Annotated in this window: 11 protein-coding genes and 2 pseudogenes; 4 read left to right on the top strand and 9 right to left on the bottom strand. The window is 72.6% G+C overall.

The genetic code is table 11. The annotated features are described in order from the left end of the window. From ACYVOO_RS38860 to ACYVOO_RS38830, 7 genes and pseudogenes are all read right to left on the bottom strand, one after another. Positions 1-230 (bottom strand): condensation domain-containing protein (locus tag ACYVOO_RS38860; protein ID WP_461020440.1); only part of this gene is annotated, 230 nt, incomplete at its 3' end. 464 nt (positions 231-694) lie between these two features. After that, positions 695-2014, bottom strand: coding sequence for a sensor histidine kinase (locus tag ACYVOO_RS38855; RefSeq protein WP_461020439.1), 1320 nt, complete (start codon positions 2012-2014; stop codon positions 695-697). 7 nt (positions 2015-2021) lie between these two features. Then, positions 2022-2675, bottom strand: coding sequence for a response regulator transcription factor (locus ACYVOO_RS38850; RefSeq protein WP_461020438.1), 654 nt, complete (start codon positions 2673-2675; stop codon positions 2022-2024). Positions 2676-2906: 231 nt separating this feature from the next. Beyond that, positions 2907-3974, bottom strand: a complete 1068-nt coding sequence (locus tag ACYVOO_RS38845) for an MsnO8 family LLM class oxidoreductase (protein ID WP_461020437.1) — start codon at positions 3972-3974, stop codon at positions 2907-2909. A 66-nt stretch (positions 3975-4040) separates the two neighbouring features. Continuing rightward, on the bottom strand, positions 4041-4715 hold the full coding sequence (locus ACYVOO_RS38840; protein WP_461020436.1) for a response regulator: 675 nt from the start codon (positions 4713-4715) through the stop codon (positions 4041-4043). Next, positions 4712-4870, bottom strand: a pseudogene (locus ACYVOO_RS38835) (sensor histidine kinase); the annotation flags it as partial. The gene ACYVOO_RS38840 and the pseudogene ACYVOO_RS38835, both read right to left, overlap by 4 nt. 444 nt (positions 4871-5314) lie before the next feature. Continuing rightward, positions 5315-6508: pseudogene (locus ACYVOO_RS38830) on the bottom strand (sensor histidine kinase); the annotation flags it as partial. 126 nt (positions 6509-6634) lie between these two features. Here ACYVOO_RS38830 and ACYVOO_RS38825 point away from each other — a divergent pair. Next, positions 6635-6844 (top strand): hypothetical protein, encoded by a 210-nt coding sequence (locus tag ACYVOO_RS38825; RefSeq protein ID WP_461020435.1) that lies wholly within the window; start codon positions 6635-6637, stop codon positions 6842-6844. Here ACYVOO_RS38825 and ACYVOO_RS38820 read toward each other — a convergent pair. Then, positions 6825-8078 (bottom strand): FAD-dependent monooxygenase, encoded by a 1254-nt coding sequence (locus ACYVOO_RS38820; protein ID WP_461020434.1) that lies wholly within the window; start codon positions 8076-8078, stop codon positions 6825-6827. The two genes, ACYVOO_RS38825 and ACYVOO_RS38820, sit on opposite strands and share 20 nt — an antisense overlap. Before the next feature lie 110 nt (positions 8079-8188). Next, complete coding sequence (locus ACYVOO_RS38815; RefSeq protein WP_461020433.1) at positions 8189-10756, bottom strand: excinuclease ABC subunit UvrA; 2568 nt, start codon at positions 10754-10756, stop codon at positions 8189-8191. 308 nt (positions 10757-11064) lie between these two features. On the opposite strand from ACYVOO_RS38815, the gene ACYVOO_RS38810 reads away from it, so the two are divergent. From ACYVOO_RS38810 to ACYVOO_RS38800, 3 genes are all read left to right on the top strand, one after another. Beyond that, positions 11065-12294: an extracellular solute-binding protein gene (locus ACYVOO_RS38810; RefSeq protein WP_461020432.1), complete on the top strand. Its 1230-nt coding sequence runs from the start codon at positions 11065-11067 to the stop codon at positions 12292-12294. 160 nt (positions 12295-12454) lie between these two features. Continuing rightward, positions 12455-13888 carry a lipase maturation factor family protein gene (locus ACYVOO_RS38805; RefSeq protein ID WP_461020443.1) on the top strand — a complete coding sequence of 478 codons (1434 nt, stop codon included), beginning with the start codon at positions 12455-12457 and terminating at the stop codon, positions 13886-13888. A gap of 114 nt (positions 13889-14002) precedes the next feature. After that, positions 14003-15427 carry a hypothetical protein gene (locus ACYVOO_RS38800; protein ID WP_461020431.1) on the top strand — a complete coding sequence of 475 codons (1425 nt, stop codon included), beginning with the start codon at positions 14003-14005 and terminating at the stop codon, positions 15425-15427. The last annotated feature ends 9 nt before the right edge of the window (positions 15428-15436 follow it).

Here is a 15436-nt window from a genome sequence, read left to right as displayed (position 1 = left end):
AGCACCTGGGACACCCCGTCGCCGTCCTCGACGAACCGCACACCCAGGGTCTCCGTCTCCGCGACGACCCGTCGCAGAGCCGCCTCGAAGACCTCGACGTCCAGCACCCCACGGATCTCCGTGAACTGACCGACGTTGTACAGAGCACGAGTGTTTTCGATCCGCTGCGCCAGCCAAATTCCCTCTTGGCAATCGGACAGGGGCAAAGCGTAACCGTCCTGGCCCTTCATCTTTCCCCTTCCGATGGGCAGCTTTCCATGGGCAATCCGACATGACTGCTTCTTCGAACAGGTGAGGAAAGGCGGGTCGGGGTGCGCTCGCCTCGAACGATACAGACCGGCCCACGCGGTCCCCAACGGCTGCCGACTTGTTCTCTCCGGGCACTCTTTCCTCGAAAAGTTCCCGCCCAGGGCGCCCCGTGGACAGCGCACGGCACAATAGGCGCCCCTCGCGCGAATCCGGTCGGCTGGGATAATTCAATCGGCAATCACGGGTTTACGAGATCCGTCCCGTAACCACCGCGGCTCGCCACGCACCACGCACCGCATGGCGGATCTCACGCTTGTCTAACCGATTGCTTCCCGCACTTGGACGTAGAATCCGCGCACCACGGCCCACGGCGCCCGCACTCCCGAAGCGCGCGTCCGAAGCAGCGGACCCCCTCAGAGGAATCCGCTTTCGGCCCGGATTCGGTCTACCTCAATACCTTCGCGTCGGCGTCGTCCCTCTTCGGGAGGCGGACGAGGAAGGAGCCGTCACGCGGGGCCGTATCCCGTTCCGCGTTCCGGTTGTCGTGCTCACCGGACGTGGACGGGCTCTCACCCAGGGGGAAGACCGCCTCCACCACGAGGCCGCCGCTCGGCCGGGCGTCCGCGGAGAGCGCGGCGCCGTGGGCAGTGGCGATGGCGCGCACGATGGACAGTCCGAGCCCGTGGTGCCCGTCGCCCGCCGTTCGACGCAGCCGCTGGAAGGGCTCGAAGAGGCGGTCCACCTGATCGGCCGGGACCTCGGGCCCGGTGTTGGACACGGAGACCACCGGACGCCCTTCCGCGACGCGGGTGACGATCTCCACCCGGCCGCCGGGGACGTTGTAGTCCGCGGCGTTGTCGACGAGGTTGGCCACCAGCCGTTCGACGAGCGCCGAATCGCCCTCGATGCGAGCGGGCTGGAGCGCGGGCTCGACGCTGAGTCCCTTGCGTTCCATCTCCGGACGGGAGACCAGCAGCACCCGCTCGGCGATCTCGGCCAGGTCCAGCTCGTCCTGCCGTTCCAGACCGCGCTCGCTGCTGGACAGCGTGAGCAGCGATTCCAGCAGGCAGCCCTGTTGATCGCTGATGTTCAGCAGCCGTTCGAAGTTGGCCCTGAACGATTCCAGCGTCGCGTCGTGGTCCATCAGCGTCTCTTCGAGCAGCGCGCGTTCCAGGGTGAGCGGAGTACGCAGCTCGTGCGCGGCATTGGCGACGAAGCGCTTGTGGGAGTCGAGCGCCGCCTCCAGACGTCCGAGCAGGCCGTCGACGGTGTCCGCGAGATCCTTCAACTCGTCGGCGGGACCCGTCACATCGAGACGCTTGTGCACATTGCGCGCGGAAATCTTACGGATGGTGGAGGTCATCATCCGCAGCGGCCGGAGGACTCGACCGGCGACGAGCCATCCGATGGCGATGGCGATGAAGGTGGTGATCAGCAGCGCTATTCCGGACTGGACCAGGAGATCGTGCATCTGGGCGCCGTGCTGGCTCTCCGCCTGTTCACGCAGCTTCTCGGAGAAGCCGTCGAGCCTTTCCCTTCCGGTTCCCGGGGCCCCCGTGGACACTCGGGGGCTGCCGCCCTTCTCGATCGAGATGATCTTCTTCGGCGTCCGCAGGACCAGCAGATACGTGATCCCGAGCAGCACCGCGCCCGAGGCGACGAACAGTCCCCCGTAGAGCAGGGTGAGGCGCATCCGTACCCGACGTGGCAGCAGCCGGGTGACGAGGGCGGAGCGGGACAGCGCAGAGAGAGGTGACAGGCGCATCGGCATCTCAAATCCGGTAGCCGCTCCGGGGAACGGTCTCGATCACGGGCGGGTCACCGAGCTTGGAGCGCAGGCGGTTGATGGTCGCCTTGACCGTGGTCGTGAACGGGTCGGCGGCCTCGTCCCACACCTTCTGGAGGAGTTCCTCGGCCGACACCGGTCGGCCCTGCGCGGTGAGCAGATACTCCAGCACCGCGAATTCCTTCGTGGTGAGCCCTAAGCGTTGCCCGGCCCGGGTCGCGATCCGCTGGGCGGGGTCCAGCCGGAGGTCGCCGTGTTCCAGTACGGGCGGCAGCGGCGGCTGGGAGCGCCGGGCCATCGCACGGATACGCGCGACGAGTTCGGCGTACGCGAACGGTTTGGGAAGGTAGTCGTCGGCGCCGAGCCCGAGTCCCGCGACGCGGTCGGCGATCGTGCCGGACGCCGTCAGCATCAGCACCCTGGTGCGCAGCGGCTGCGACGTCAGAGAGCTGCACACCTCGTCGCCGTGGACCTTGGGCAGGTCGCGGTCGAGCACGACGACGTCGTATTCGACCTCGGCCGTCTGTTCCAGCGCGGCCATGCCGTCGTATGCGACATCGACCGCCATGCCCTCGCGGCGCAGCACCCTGGCCACGGAATCCGCGAGCTCGGCATGGTCCTCAACCACCAGTACCCTCATCGCCACCCCCACCCGGCGGGACAGCCGCGACCTGGGTGTCCGGGAGGAGAGGGCGGAGGCGGAAGCTGATCCTGACGGACCAGGCACCCGAATCCGGCCTCACCGGTCACCGCTCGCGTCGTCACGTCCCGCGTCTGCACGCCCCAGCGTTTCGTCTTCCCGGCGCACAGAGTACCCCCCACCGCTACGAAATCGGGGCGTTCGTCACACCCTCCCCTCGCCGCCCAGAGGTCACGAACGTCCCGCCAAGGAAGGGGACTTGACGGCACGGGACGTGAGCCCCGCCGCGCGGGCGAGGCGGCGGTAGGAGTCGAGGCGGTCGGCGGGGTCGTAGGTGTTGAGGGTCAGCAGCAGTTCGTCCGCGCCCGTGCGCGCCGCCAGTCCGGCCAGCGCGCGGGCCGTCTCCTCCGCCGTGCCGCGCAACTGGGACGCGCGGGCCTCGTCGTAGAAGGTGCGCTCCCGCTCCGTCATGTCGCGGGCGAGGACGTCGGCGGCGGGGATCATCGGCGCGAAGACGCCGTGGGTGCGCGAGCGTACCGTGGCCCACGCCTCCGGGATCTGCAACGTCTCGGCCTGTTCGGCGGTGGCGGCCGCCGCCGCGTTGACCGAGGCGACGACGTAGGGCTCGAGGGCCTGTGCGGAGGGGCGGAAGGCAGCCCGGTAGCGCTCGATGGCGGCCAGGGTCCGCGACTCGTCGCGATGGACGCCGATGACCAGGGGGAGCCCGTGCCGCGCCGCGAGGTCGGCGCCCGTGCCGATCGCGAGCAGGAACGCGGGCACGCGCAGCCCCTCGGCGGGCGCGGCCCGCACGGTGTTGCCGCCGTCGAAGTAGCCGAGCAGTTCGGTGATCTGCTCGCCGAAGCGCTCGGCCGCGTCCTTGCCGACGCCGAGCGCCTTGCGCACCCCGTCGGTGAAGCCGACCGAGCGGCCCAGGCCCATGTCGATACGGCCGGGGAACAGCGACTCCAGCACCCCGAACTGCTCCGCCACCACGAGCGGCTGGTGGTTGGGCAGCATCACGCCGCCCGTGCCGACCCGGATGCGGGAGGTGGCCGACGCGACGGCCGAGGCGAGCACCGTCGGTGCCGATCCGGCGACGCCGGGGACGCCGTGGTGCTCCGCGACCCAGAAGCGGTGGTAGCCGAGAGCCTCGGCGTCCCGCGCAAAACGCACCGTCTCGCGCAGCGCCTGCCTCGGGTGCTCGCCCTCCCTCGTCAGCGCGCGGTCCAGGACGGACAGGCGCGTCGCGGGCGGGAGCGTAATGGGGGCGGGGGCCGGGTCCGGGGTCGAGGTGGTCACGCTCCCTTCAACGCACACGGCGCGTGAGGATTCCCGGCGCTCCGGGACCCGGGAGTACGGGGCTGGTCAGCGGCCTTCCAGGAGGCCCGCGTCGTGGGCGAGGAGCGCGATCTGGACGCGGTTGTTCAGGCCGAGCTTCGTCAGGATGCGGGAGACGTGGGTCTTGACCGTGGGGACGCTCATATACAGCGTGGCGGCGATCTCCGCGTTGGACCTGCCCTGGCCGACGGCGACGGCGACCTCGCGTTCCCGCTCGGCGAGCCCGTCGAGCGCCGCGCGGGCACGGCTGCGGCGGGTGTCCTCGCCGGAGGCGGCGACGTGGGCGATGAGCTGCTGCGTCACGGCGGGCGAGAGCACGGGGTCGCCCGCGACGACCTTCCGCACCGCGTCCAGGATCTCGGCGGGCGGCGTGTCCTTGAGCAGATAGCCCGCCGCGCCGACCCGGAGGGCGCGCAGCACGTGCTCGTCGGCGTGGAAGGTGGTCAGCACGATGACCTCGGGGGCGGCCTCGGGCGGGTGCGCGCGGGCGCGCAGCTCCTCGGTGGCGGTGAGGCCGTCCGTGCCGGGCATCCGGATGTCCATGAGCACGACGTCGGGCGCGAGCCGCTCCACCGCTGACGGCACCTCGGCGCCGTCAGCGGCCTCGCCGACGATCTCGACGTCGGGCAGGCCCCCGAGCATGAGGCGGAGCCCGGCGCGTACGAGCGGATCGTCGTCGACGAGGAGGAGGCGGATGGTCATGGGGCCCACGGTAGCCAGGCGTGCAGCCGGAAGCCGTCGGCGGTGTGCCCGTGGTCGAGCCGGCCACCCGCGAGCGCGGCACGCTCGGCCAGGCCGATCAGGCCCTGCCCCGAGCCGGGTATGGGCGGCCCGGGCCGCTCGGTCGGGTCCGTGCGGGGCGGGTTCGCGGAGGCGGGGCGGGGTGCGTGCGGTTCGTGGGACGCACCGGGCACGTCCGGTGCGCCGGGTGCGCCGGGTCCGCCGGGTCCGCCGGGCACATCCTGTGCACCCAGTGCGTCAGGTCCGCCGAGTGCGTCAGGTCCATGAGGCGCGTCGGATGCGCCGGGTGCATCCGGTACGCCGGACACGTACGGTCCGTGGGGTGCGCCAGGCACGTCCGCCGGTGCGCCAAGTGCATCCGGTACACCGGACACGTCAGGTCCGCCGGGCACACCAGGCGTGCCAGCTGCGTCGGATGCGCCGGGCGCTCCGGACACGCCAGGTCCGCCGAGTGCGTCAAGCCCGTCGGATGCTTCCGGTGCGTCGGGTGCTCCGAGCGCGTGCGGTGTGCTGGATGCTCCGGGCACGTCCGGTGCGTCGGGTGCTCCGGGCGCGTGCGGTGCACCGGGGGCGTCAGGGCCGTCGGACGCTTCCTGTGCGCCAGGAACCGTGGTGTGGATCTCCACCGTCAGGCCCTTTCCCGGAGCGCCGTCCACCGTGACCGTGACCCGCGCGCCCGGCGCGTGCTTGCGGGCGTTCGTCAGGCCCTCCTGGACGACGCGGTACGCGGTGCGGCCGAGGGTCTCCGGGGCCGTGGCGGGATCGGGCACGCGCTGGCGCAGGGTGACCCGGGTGCCCGCCTCGCGGGACTCGCGCACCAGGCGTGCCACGTCGGCCAGCCTCGGCTGGGGCCGCCCCGAACCCTCGGGCTCCCCGCCCCCGGTTCCGGTTCCGGGCCCGGCGCTCCCCGCGCCCTCCGGTTCCGGTCCCGCCGGACCGTCCCGTCGCACGGGGCTGCCCGCCCGTAGCACCCCGATCACCTCGCGCAGCTCCTCCAGCGCCTGGTGGGCGCTCCCGCGGATCACTCCGGCGGCGCCCGCGATCTCTTCCGGCGGAGCGTCGGGGCGGAATTCGAGCGCGCCAGCGTGCACGCTGAGCAGCGAGAGCCGGTGCGCGAGCACGTCGTGCATCTCGCGCGCGATGGCCTCGCGGGCGGCCCGCTGCGCCTGTTCGGCGCGCAGCGCGGCCTCCGTCTCTGCGCGTACCGCGCGCTCCTCCAGCGAGGCGACGAGCTGACGCCTGGAGCGTACGAACATCCCCCAGCCGACGGGCGCCACCAGCAGCAGCCCCCCGACGAGGAAGCTGAGGGCCGGGGACAGTTCCGGGTCCGGGCGCACCCACTGCTGGAACGGGCCCGCCGCGAAGGTCGCCGCGAGCACGAGCGCGACGGTGCGCAGGCGCCGGTGCACGGCGAGCGAGAACAGCGCGAACATCTGCGGACCGCTGACGAAGTGCGAGAAGACGCTGACCGGGGCACACGCCAGCGCGACGCCCACCGGCCAGCGCTTGCGCAGCCACAGCGCGCAGCAGGCCAGCGCGCCGAGGATCTGGTCCAGCGCGAGCGCGTCCTCCGAAAGGCGCGGGTCGTTGACGTACGCCTCCGACGTCAGCACGCTGAACGCCGCGGCGAGCAGGAAGGCGCTGATGTCGACCGCCCAGTCACGCGCGGAGCGGCGGGTGCGCGGGCCCCTTCCGACGGACCCGTCAGGCGCGGTGGCGGGGAGACCGGGGCGAGCGGGGTGAATGCCGTCCATGGTCACCGAACCTACGCGTGCACGGGCGCCGGGCCACCCCTCGCACGCGAGGACGCTACCGAAGTCAGCGGCGCCGATACTTTCGGCCGACTCCCCGCTCCTCCGCACGCTCATAGCCTCGGTGCCATGAGGAATCTTCTGGGCTTCGTGAGCTTCGTGCTGATCGCGCAGGGCGTGATCGGTCTCGTCCACCACTTCACCGGCTGGTTCGGCGGCGGACTGCTGTACCGGATCGGCTTTCTGGAGGGCTACGAGGTCTACGCGAGCATCGTGCTGCTCGTCGCGGGGGTGGCGGTGGGCGCCGCGTCGGACAAGGTCAGGAGCGCGTCGTCGTGACGGGCTCGTCCCAGTCGACGCGGTAGTGCGTGAGCCACTCCGTCGAGCCCTCCCCGCCCGTCCCGCCCGCCTCGCGGCTCTTCGTACGGCTCTCCACCTCGGCGTCGCGCCGCTCGCGCTCCTCCGGCCTGGGGGTGGAACGCCCGCTCATGCGCGCGCTGTCGGCGACGACCCGCTCCACCCGCTCCCGTCGCAGCCCCTCGTACGCGGCGAACGCCGCGGCCGGGTCCGGCAGATCGCGCAGGCACTTGGCCAGGACCACGCTGTCCTCGATGGCCATCGAGGCGCCCTGCGCGGCGTTGGGCGCTGCGGCGTGTGCCGCGTCGCCGATCACGACCATGGAGCCGCGGTGCCACACGGGGGTGCTGGCGATGTCGTAGGCGTTGCTGCCCACGATGCCGTCGCCCGTGGCGCGGACGATCTCGGCGGCCGGTGAGTCGTCGTCGGCGAAGAGCCCGCTGACGTGCTCGCGCCACTGCGCTGGGGTGACGGCGGCGAGTTCGGCCCTGGTGCGCTCCTCGCCCGGGGTGTTCGCGAACCACCACACCTCGCCGTCCGGGGCGAGGGTGCAGCCGAGGAAGGCGCGCTTGCCGAAGACCATGCGGTACGTGGCAGGGGGCGGTGTCGCCTCGGGGCCGACGCCGCGCGCGTAGCCGCAGACCGTGGTCTGGCCCGTGTGGCGGGGGCGCGGCGCGCCGGGGTCGATGAGCGCTCGGGTGGTGGAGTGGATGCCGTCGGCGCCGATGAGGAGGTCGCCCGTGGCGCTGGTGCCGTCGGCGAAGTGCGCGGTGACGGCGCCGTCGGGGTGCTGCTCGGCCGTCGTCAGGCGCTTGCCGTGCTCGATGGTGACACCGCGCCTGGCGGCCTCGTCGTGCAGGACGCGGTAGAGGGTGGCGCGCTTGAGGGTGTGCGGGCCGAGCACCGCGCGCGCGTGCTCCCCTTCCGTGCCCGGCACCGGCGCCGTGCCCGACGACGGGCGCGAGCCCAGCAGTTGGCCGGTGTGGGAGAGGAGTTCGACGTGCTCGGCGGGGAAGGCGGCGTCGAGGACCGGCTGGTGTGCGTCGACGGTGCGCAGCGCCTCCAGCCCGTTGTTGAAGACGACGAGGAAGGCGCCGACGTCGTCGGCCCCCGTCTCGTACGCCTCGTAGACCGTGGAACCGATGCCCGCCTTGCGCAGCGCCATCGCGGTCACCGCTCCGGCGATGCCGCCTCCGACGATCAGGGCGTGGGTCATATGGCCTCCCGGGGCTGCTGCTCTGTTGCTCTGTTCTCCGTCATGTGCCGCGTATGCCGCGTGTGTTACGTGCTCTGTCTATCGCACGGGTCCCCCTGGGGTGACGGTGTTCAGCCTCGCGCGGTTGCCCGCGGGCCCGGCCCGGTGAGCGCTGCGCGCAGATAGGGCGCTGTCGCGCTGTCCCCGGCGCGGGACACCTCGGCCGGGGTGCCCGTGGCGACGATCCGGCCGCCGCTGTCGCCGCCGCCGGGGCCGAGGTCGATGACCCAGTCGGCGCCCGCGACGACACCCATGTCGTGCTCCACGACGATGACGGTGTGCCCGGCCTCCGCCAGCCCGTGCAACTGCCCCATCAGCACTTCGGTGTCGGCGGGGTGCAGACCCGTCGTCGGCTCGTCGAGCACATAGAGGGTGTGCCCGCGACGGGAGCGCTGGAGTTCGCTGGCCAGCTTGATCCGCTGGGCCTCGCCGCCCGACAGCTCCGTCGCGGGCTGGCCGAGCCGGAGGTAGCCGAGGCCGACGCGCTGGAGGGTGCGCAGGCTGCGCGCCGCCGCGGGCACATCGCCGAGGAACTCCGCCGCGTGGTCGACGGTCATCCCCAGCACGTCGGCGACGGTCGCGCCCCGGTAGGTGATCCGCAGGGTCTCGGGGTTGTAGCGGGCACCGTGGCAGTCGCCGCAGGGCGCGTAGGTGCCGGGAAGGAAGAGGAGTTCGACGGCGACGAAGCCCTCGCCCTGGCAGGTGGGGCAGCGCCCCTCGGCGACGTTGAAGGAGAAGCGGCCCGTGGTGTAGCCCTGAGCCCTGGCCTCGTCCGTCGCGGCGAAGACCTTGCGTACCGCGTCGAACAGGCCCGTGTAGGTGGCCAGGTTGGAGCGCGGGGTGCGGCCGATGGGCTTCTGGTCGACGCGTACGAGACGGTCGACGGCCTCCAGTCCCTTGGCCCCCGCCACGGTCGCGCCGGGCAGCCGTGGCGCGCCGTTCTCCCCGTCCTCGTCGGTGTCCCCGGTGGCGTCGGCGTTCCGGTCCTCGCCTCCCGTGTGTTCGGCGACGAGGTCGGAGAGCACCTGGCTGACCAGCGTCGACTTCCCGGATCCGGAGACTCCGGTGACCGCCGTGAACAGCCCGAGCGGGAAGGCAGCGTCGAGTCCGTCGAGGTTGTGGCAGGTGACACCGGTCAGCCGCAGCCAGCGGTCCGGGTCGGGGGTGCGGGGCGTGCGCACGGGTGCGCCCACGTCGTTCCCGTGCCCGTGCCCGTCGCCGCTGTCGCCGTCGCCGTCGCCGTCGCCCGGGAAGAGGTAGCGGCGGGTCGCGGAACGCGCGGTCCGCGCCAGGCCCGGGACCGGGCCGCTGTAGAGCACCTCGCCGCCGTGCTCGCCCGCGCCGGGGCCGACGTCCACGACCCAGTCGGCCCGCCGCACCAGGGCCATGTCGTGCTCGACGACGAACAGCGAGTTGCCCGCCTCCCTGAGCCGCTCCAGCACGGTGAACAGCGCCTCGGTGTCGGCCGGATGGAGTCCGGCCGAGGGCTCGTCCAGCACGTAGACGACGCCGAAGAGCCCGGAGCGCAACTGCGTCGCGAGCCGGAGCCGCTGGAGTTCGCCGGGCGACAGGGTGGGGGTGGGGCGGTCGGTGCCGAGGTAGCCGAGGCCCAGTTCGGTCAGCACCTCGATGCGCGAGACGAGGTCGCGGGCGAGACCCGCCGCGACGGCCTCCCCCTGCGACGTGGCTTCTTCCGGATCGCTCCCCGCCACGGGCCGCAGCACCTCGGCCAGCCGCTCCAGCGGCAGCGCGGCGAGTTCCGCGATGTCCCGCCCTGCGAAGGTCACCGCCAGCGCCTCGGGGCGCAGCCTGCGCCCTTCGCAGGCGGGGCAGTCGGCGCTGACCAGGTACCGCTGCACGCGCCTGCGGAGCGTGGTGCTCTTGGTGTCGGCGTAGGTGTGCAGCACATAGCGCTTCGCGCTCTGGTACGTGCCCTGGTAGGGCCGGTGGATACGGGCCGCCTCGCGCACCGGGTGCACGGTGACGACCGGCTGCTCGTCGGTGAAGAGGATCCACTCCCGCTCCTCGCGGGGCAGTTCGCGCCAGGGGCGGTCGATGTCGTGGCCGAGCGTGGCGAGGATGTCGCGGAGGTTCTTGCCGAGCCAGGCTCCAGGCCAGGCGGCGATGGCGCCCTCGCGGATGGAGAGGGAAGGGTCGGGGACGAGGGAGTCCTCGGTGACACGGTGGACGGCGCCCAGGCCGTGGCACTCCGGGCACGCGCCCGCGGCGGTGTTCGGTGAGAACGCGTCGGAGTCGAGCCGTTCCGCGCCCTCGGGGTAGGTGCCCGCGCGGGAGAAGAGCATGCGCAGGGAGTTGGACACGGTGGTGACCGTGCCGACCGAGGAGCGGCCCGTGGGGGTCGAGCGGCGCTGCTCCAGCGCCACGGCAGGGGGCAGTCCGGTGATCTCCTCGACCTTCGGGGCGCCGACCTGGTGGATCAGCCGCCGCGCGTAGGGGGCGACGGACTCGAAGTAGCGGCGCTGCGCCTCCGCGTACAGCGTGCCGAAGGCGAGGGAGGACTTGCCGGAGCCCGAGACGCCGGTGAAGGCGACGAGCGCGTCCCGGGGGACGGCCGTCGCGACGTTCCGCAGATTGTGCTCGCGGGCGCCCCGCACCCGTACGTATCCGTCCTCGCTCATCCGTCCATGATCGGGCAATGCGCGGGTCGCCGCTGTCCGGGGGTCCCCCGCCTCATGTAGTACGCAAATCAAGTTTCCGCACGGTAAGTCCTTGACGTGCGCATTGGTCTGGGCCAATGTCTACCCTCACATGTTCACGGAGGGTAGCCGTGCCAAGATCGTCAGTCTCAGTCCGCCACGCGTCGAGAGATTCGGCCCGTTCCCGTCCCCTTCGCCCGCCCCGGCCGCTCCGGCCGCTGCGTCGGCCGCGTCCGGTGGGCCTGCCCGGTCCGCTGGGGCCACTGGGGCCGCTGGTCAGGGGCGTGGCCGTGGCGTCGGCGGCGGTGCTGCTGGCCGCGTGCGGGCTCTCCGGGCCCGGCGGTGACGACGAGATCACGGTCGACGTCTGGCTGATGAAGGACAGCGCCACCAAGGAGTTCACCGACGCCTTCGTCCGCGACTACGAGAAGCGGAACCCCGGCCAGCGCGTCGAGCTGACGGTCCAGCCCTGGGACGGCATCGGCGGGAAGGTGACCAAGGCGCTGGAGTCGGACGTCGCGCCGGACGTCATCGAGGTCGGCAACACACAGGTGGCCCAGTACGTGGAGACCGGCCACGTCAAGGACCTCACGCTGGAGGTCTTCGATCCCGCGGGCACGGACTGGGTGCCGGGGCTCGCCGAGTCGGGCAAGGTCGGCGGGGCCCAGTACGGAGTGCCGTACTACGCCGCCAACCGCGTCGTCATCTACCGCAAGGACCTCTTCGCGAAGGCGGGCATCGAGCGGCCTCCCACGGCCAGGAAGAAGTGGCTGGAGCAGACGGCAGCCCTCGACGCCGTCCCCGGGCAGCAGGGCATCTATCTGCCGGGCCAGAACTGGTACGTGCTGGCGGGGTTCATCTGGGACGAGGGAGGCGACCTCGCCATCGAGCGCAGCGGGCAGTGGAGCGGTTCGCTCGACACGCCGGAAGCGCTGCGCGGCATGGACTTCTACGAACGGCTCCAGTCGCTCGGCGACGCGCCCAAGGACTCCGACGAGGCGCGGCCACTCCAGAGCGACGCGTTCGCGCGTGGCGACGTGGCCCAGATGATCGGCACCCCGGGCGAGGCCCGCCAGGTCGTCGAGGCCAACCCCGAGCTGCGCGGCAAGCTCGGCTACTTCCCCGTACCGGGCAAGAGCGCCAAGAAGCCCGGCGCCGTCTTCACCGGGGGCTCCGTGCTGATCGTCCCGGAGCGGGCCGAGCACCAGCGGGAAGGGTACGACGTCATCGAGCTGCTGACGGGCAAGCGCTGGCAGAAGAAGCTGGCCAGGGCGATGAGCTACGTCCCCAACCGGACCAGCCTCGCCCCCGCCGTCGCCGACGACCCGGGCGCGGCGGCGATGGCGAAGGGCGCGGCGAACGGGCACACGGCGCCCAACTCGCCCGACTGGGGCGCCGTCGAGGCCGACAACCCGCTGAAGACGTACCAGACCGCCGTGCTGAACGGCGCGGACCGCGCCGAGGCGGCACGGACGGCGAGCCGCGAACTCACGAAGCTGCTGGGCGGGACGCCGCCGTAACCGGCGTCGCCGCCGGGTTCGCCGCGACGTTGCCGCACGCCGGGACCGCGCCGCGCCGCCTCCCGTCAATCGCCGGACGGGCTGCCGGTCGGCGGGCGATCGGCCGCTCGCCCGCCTGCCTCGGTCATGGACCGGCCGCACGGTGGTACTCATGGCCGCCATGGAGTGGTTCACGGCGCCCGAGCACTGGCTGAGCAGGCTGGTGTTCCAGCGCGCCCTCGCGGCCGTCTACCTCGTCGCCTTCCTGGCGGCGGCCCGGCAGTTCCGTGCGCTGATCGGCGAACGGGGCATGACCCCGGTGCCGGAGTTCGTGCGCCGGGTCCCCTTCCGGTCCGCGCCCGGCCTCTTCCAGTGGCGCTACTCGGACCGGCTCTTCGCGTGCTGCGCGTGGGCGGGCGCCGCACTGTCCGCCGCCGTGCTCGTGGGCGCCGCCGACGCGGTACCGCTGTGGGCGGCGATGCTGATGTGGGCGGTGCTGTGGGCGCTGTATCTGTCCGTCGTCAACGTGGGGCAGATCTGGTACGGGTTCGGCTGGGAGTCGCTGCTGCTGGAGACCGGTTTCCTCGCCGTCTTCCTCGGCAACGCGGACACCGCGCCGCCCGTCCTGACGATGTGGCTGCTGCGGTGGCTGCTGTTCCGCGTCGAGTTCGGCGCGGGGCTCATCAAGTGGCGGGGCGACCGCTGCTGGCGCGAGCTGACGTGCCTCGACTACCACCATGAGACCCAGCCCATGCCGGGGCCGCTGAGCTGGTACTTCCACCGGCTGCCGAAGCCTCTGCACCGCGTGGAGACCGGCGCCAACCACGTCGCGCAGCTCATCGTCCCCTTCGGGCTGTTCCTTCCCCAGCCCGGCGCCACCGTCGCCGCCGGCATCATCGTGGTCACCCAGCTGTGGCTCGTGCTGTCGGGCAACTTCGCGTGGCTGAACTGGCTGACGATCGCCCTCGCCCTGTCCGTCGTGGACGTTCCCGCGCTGACGGGCGGCGCGGGGAAGAGCCCGTGGCAGGGCACGGGCGGCGGGCCGCCGCTCTGGTACGCCGTCCTGGTGTGCGCGGCGACCGCGCTGGTGGTGGTGCTCAGCTACTGGCCCGTCCGCAATCTGCTGAGCCGTCACCAGCGCATGAACAGCTCCTTCAACGCGTTCCATCTCGTCAACTCCTACGGCGCCTTCGGCAGCGTCACCCGCGTACGCCACGAGATCGTCGTCGAGGGCACCGACGAGGAGCTGTTGACGGAGGACACGGTCTGGCGCGCGTACGGGTTCAGGGGGAAGCCGGGTGACGTGGCGCGGCTGCCGCGTCAGTTCGCGCCGTACCATCTGCGGCTGGACTGGCTGATGTGGTTCGCGGCGCTCTCGCCCGCGTACGCCCGCTCCTGGTTCGAGCCCTTCGTCGCACGCCTGCTGGAGGGCGACCGCGACACGCTGCGGCTCCTCGGCCACAACCCCTTCCCCGACGGGCCGCCCACGCATGTGCGGGCGCTGCTGTACCGGTACCGCTTCACCACCCGCCAGGAGCGGCGCGCCACGGGCGACTGGTGGGACCGCACCCTGGTGCGCGAGTTCCTGCCTCCGGTACGGGGACGTCGGGCATGAGCGCGTCGGCCGTGCGCGGGCCGGGGCCCCTGGCGGCGGGGCGAGATCTGACGTCCTGGTGACGTCCGCACGCCGTGCGCCCTGACGGGCTGGTCAGCGCCCTACGGTGAGCCGGTGAGCACCTGTACGCCCGAGAAGTCCGACACATCCGAAGCGGTGGAGCCGTGCCGGCGGGCGCGCCGGCGGAATCTGTACGACCTGGTCGCGGCCACCGCCGCCGCCCTCCTGTTCACCGTCGCCCTGGCCGTCGGACGCTCCGTCGAACAGCGGGACGGGACGCTGCGCCTGCGCTGGCCGCCCCTGTACGCGTACTGGCTGCCGCACGTGGGCCCCGGCACACCCGCCGCGCTCGCCTTCGCGGTCCTGACGGTGGCGTACGGGCCCGGTCTCGCCCGGCGCCTCCCGTGGCGCGGCCTCGTCATGGCCGGGTGGGGCGGGGCGATGGCGTGGAGCTGGTCGCTGGCGCTCGTCGACGGGTGGCAGCGCGGGGTGGCCGGGCGGCTGACGACGAAGTACGAGTACCTCCGCTCCGTCGACGAGGTGCGCGACATCGGCGCCACGCTGCGCGGCTTCACAGGCCGCATCCTCATCGACGCGCCCGACCACTGGCCCGCGCACGTGGCCGGGCACCCGCCCGGCGCGCTGCTGACCTTCGTGGGGCTGGACCGCGCCGGGCTGGGCGGCGGTGGCTGGGCCGCCGCGTTCGTCATCGTGGCCGGTTCGTCGGCAACGGCCGCTGTGCTGGTGACGGTGCGTGCCCTGTGCGGCGCCGGGGGCGGGGAGACGGGCGAGGAGACGGACGGGGAGGCGGACGGGGAGGCGGACGGGGAAGAGGTGGCGCGACGGGCCGCGCCGTTCCTCGTCCTCGCGCCCGCCGCCGTGTGGACGGGCGTCTCGGCCGACGGCTGGTTCACGGCCGTCGGCGCCTGGGCGGTGGCGCTGCTGACCCTGTCGGCGAAGCGTGCCGTACGGGTGCCCTGGGCGGCGGCGCTGGGTGCGGGGCTGCTGTTCGGGCTGCTGTGCTTCCTCTCGTACGGGCTCGTGCTGCTCGGCTGCGTCGCCCTGGCCGTGCTGGTGGCCGCGCGCACGGTACGTCCGGTTCCGCTCGTACTGGCCGGGCTGGCGGCCTGGTTCGCGGGGTTCGCCGCTGCCGGGTTCTGGTGGTTCGACGGCTACTTCACGCTGGTGGACCGCTACTACCAGGGCGCCGCCGGGATTCGCCCGTACGGGTACTTCGTGTGGGGCAACCTCGCCGCGCAGGTCGCCGTGGTCGGGCTCGCCACTGTCGCCGGACTGCGCAGGGCGGTCACCGCGCGGGCCGGGGCGCTGACGGTGCTCGTGGCGGGCGGGATGTGCGCGGTGCTGCTGGCCGACCTGTCCGGGATGAGCAAGGCGGAGACGGAGCGGATCTGGCTGCCGTTCTCGCTCTGGCTGCTCCCGGCGGCGGCACTGCTGCCCGCGCGGACAGCACCCCGGTGGCTCGCGGCACAGGCCGCGCTCGCCCTGACCGTCAATCATCTGCTGATCACCGGGTGGTGAGTGAGCCGT

Source organism: Streptomyces daliensis, from assembly GCF_054782395.1.
The sequence above is the reverse complement of the archived record's forward strand: the minus strand, read 5'-3'. Positions and strand labels throughout refer to the sequence as shown.

Excerpts from the sequence above, each read along its gene's own strand:
- ACYVOO_RS38815 (WP_461020433.1), bottom strand. The coding sequence starts at position 10,756 with ATGAGCGAGGACGGATACGTACGGGTGCGGGGCGCCCGCGAGCACAAT.
- ACYVOO_RS38850 (WP_461020438.1), bottom strand. The coding sequence starts at position 2,675 with ATGAGGGTACTGGTGGTTGAGGACCATGCCGAGCTCGCGGATTCCGTG.
- ACYVOO_RS38820 (WP_461020434.1), bottom strand. The coding sequence starts at position 8,078 with ATGACCCACGCCCTGATCGTCGGAGGCGGCATCGCCGGAGCGGTGACC.
- ACYVOO_RS38805 (WP_461020443.1), top strand. The coding sequence starts at position 12,455 with ATGGAGTGGTTCACGGCGCCCGAGCACTGGCTGAGCAGGCTGGTGTTC.
- ACYVOO_RS38855 (WP_461020439.1), bottom strand. The coding sequence starts at position 2,014 with ATGCGCCTGTCACCTCTCTCTGCGCTGTCCCGCTCCGCCCTCGTCACC.
- ACYVOO_RS38840 (WP_461020436.1), bottom strand. The coding sequence starts at position 4,715 with ATGACCATCCGCCTCCTCCTCGTCGACGACGATCCGCTCGTACGCGCC.
- ACYVOO_RS38825 (WP_461020435.1), top strand. The coding sequence starts at position 6,635 with ATGAGGAATCTTCTGGGCTTCGTGAGCTTCGTGCTGATCGCGCAGGGC.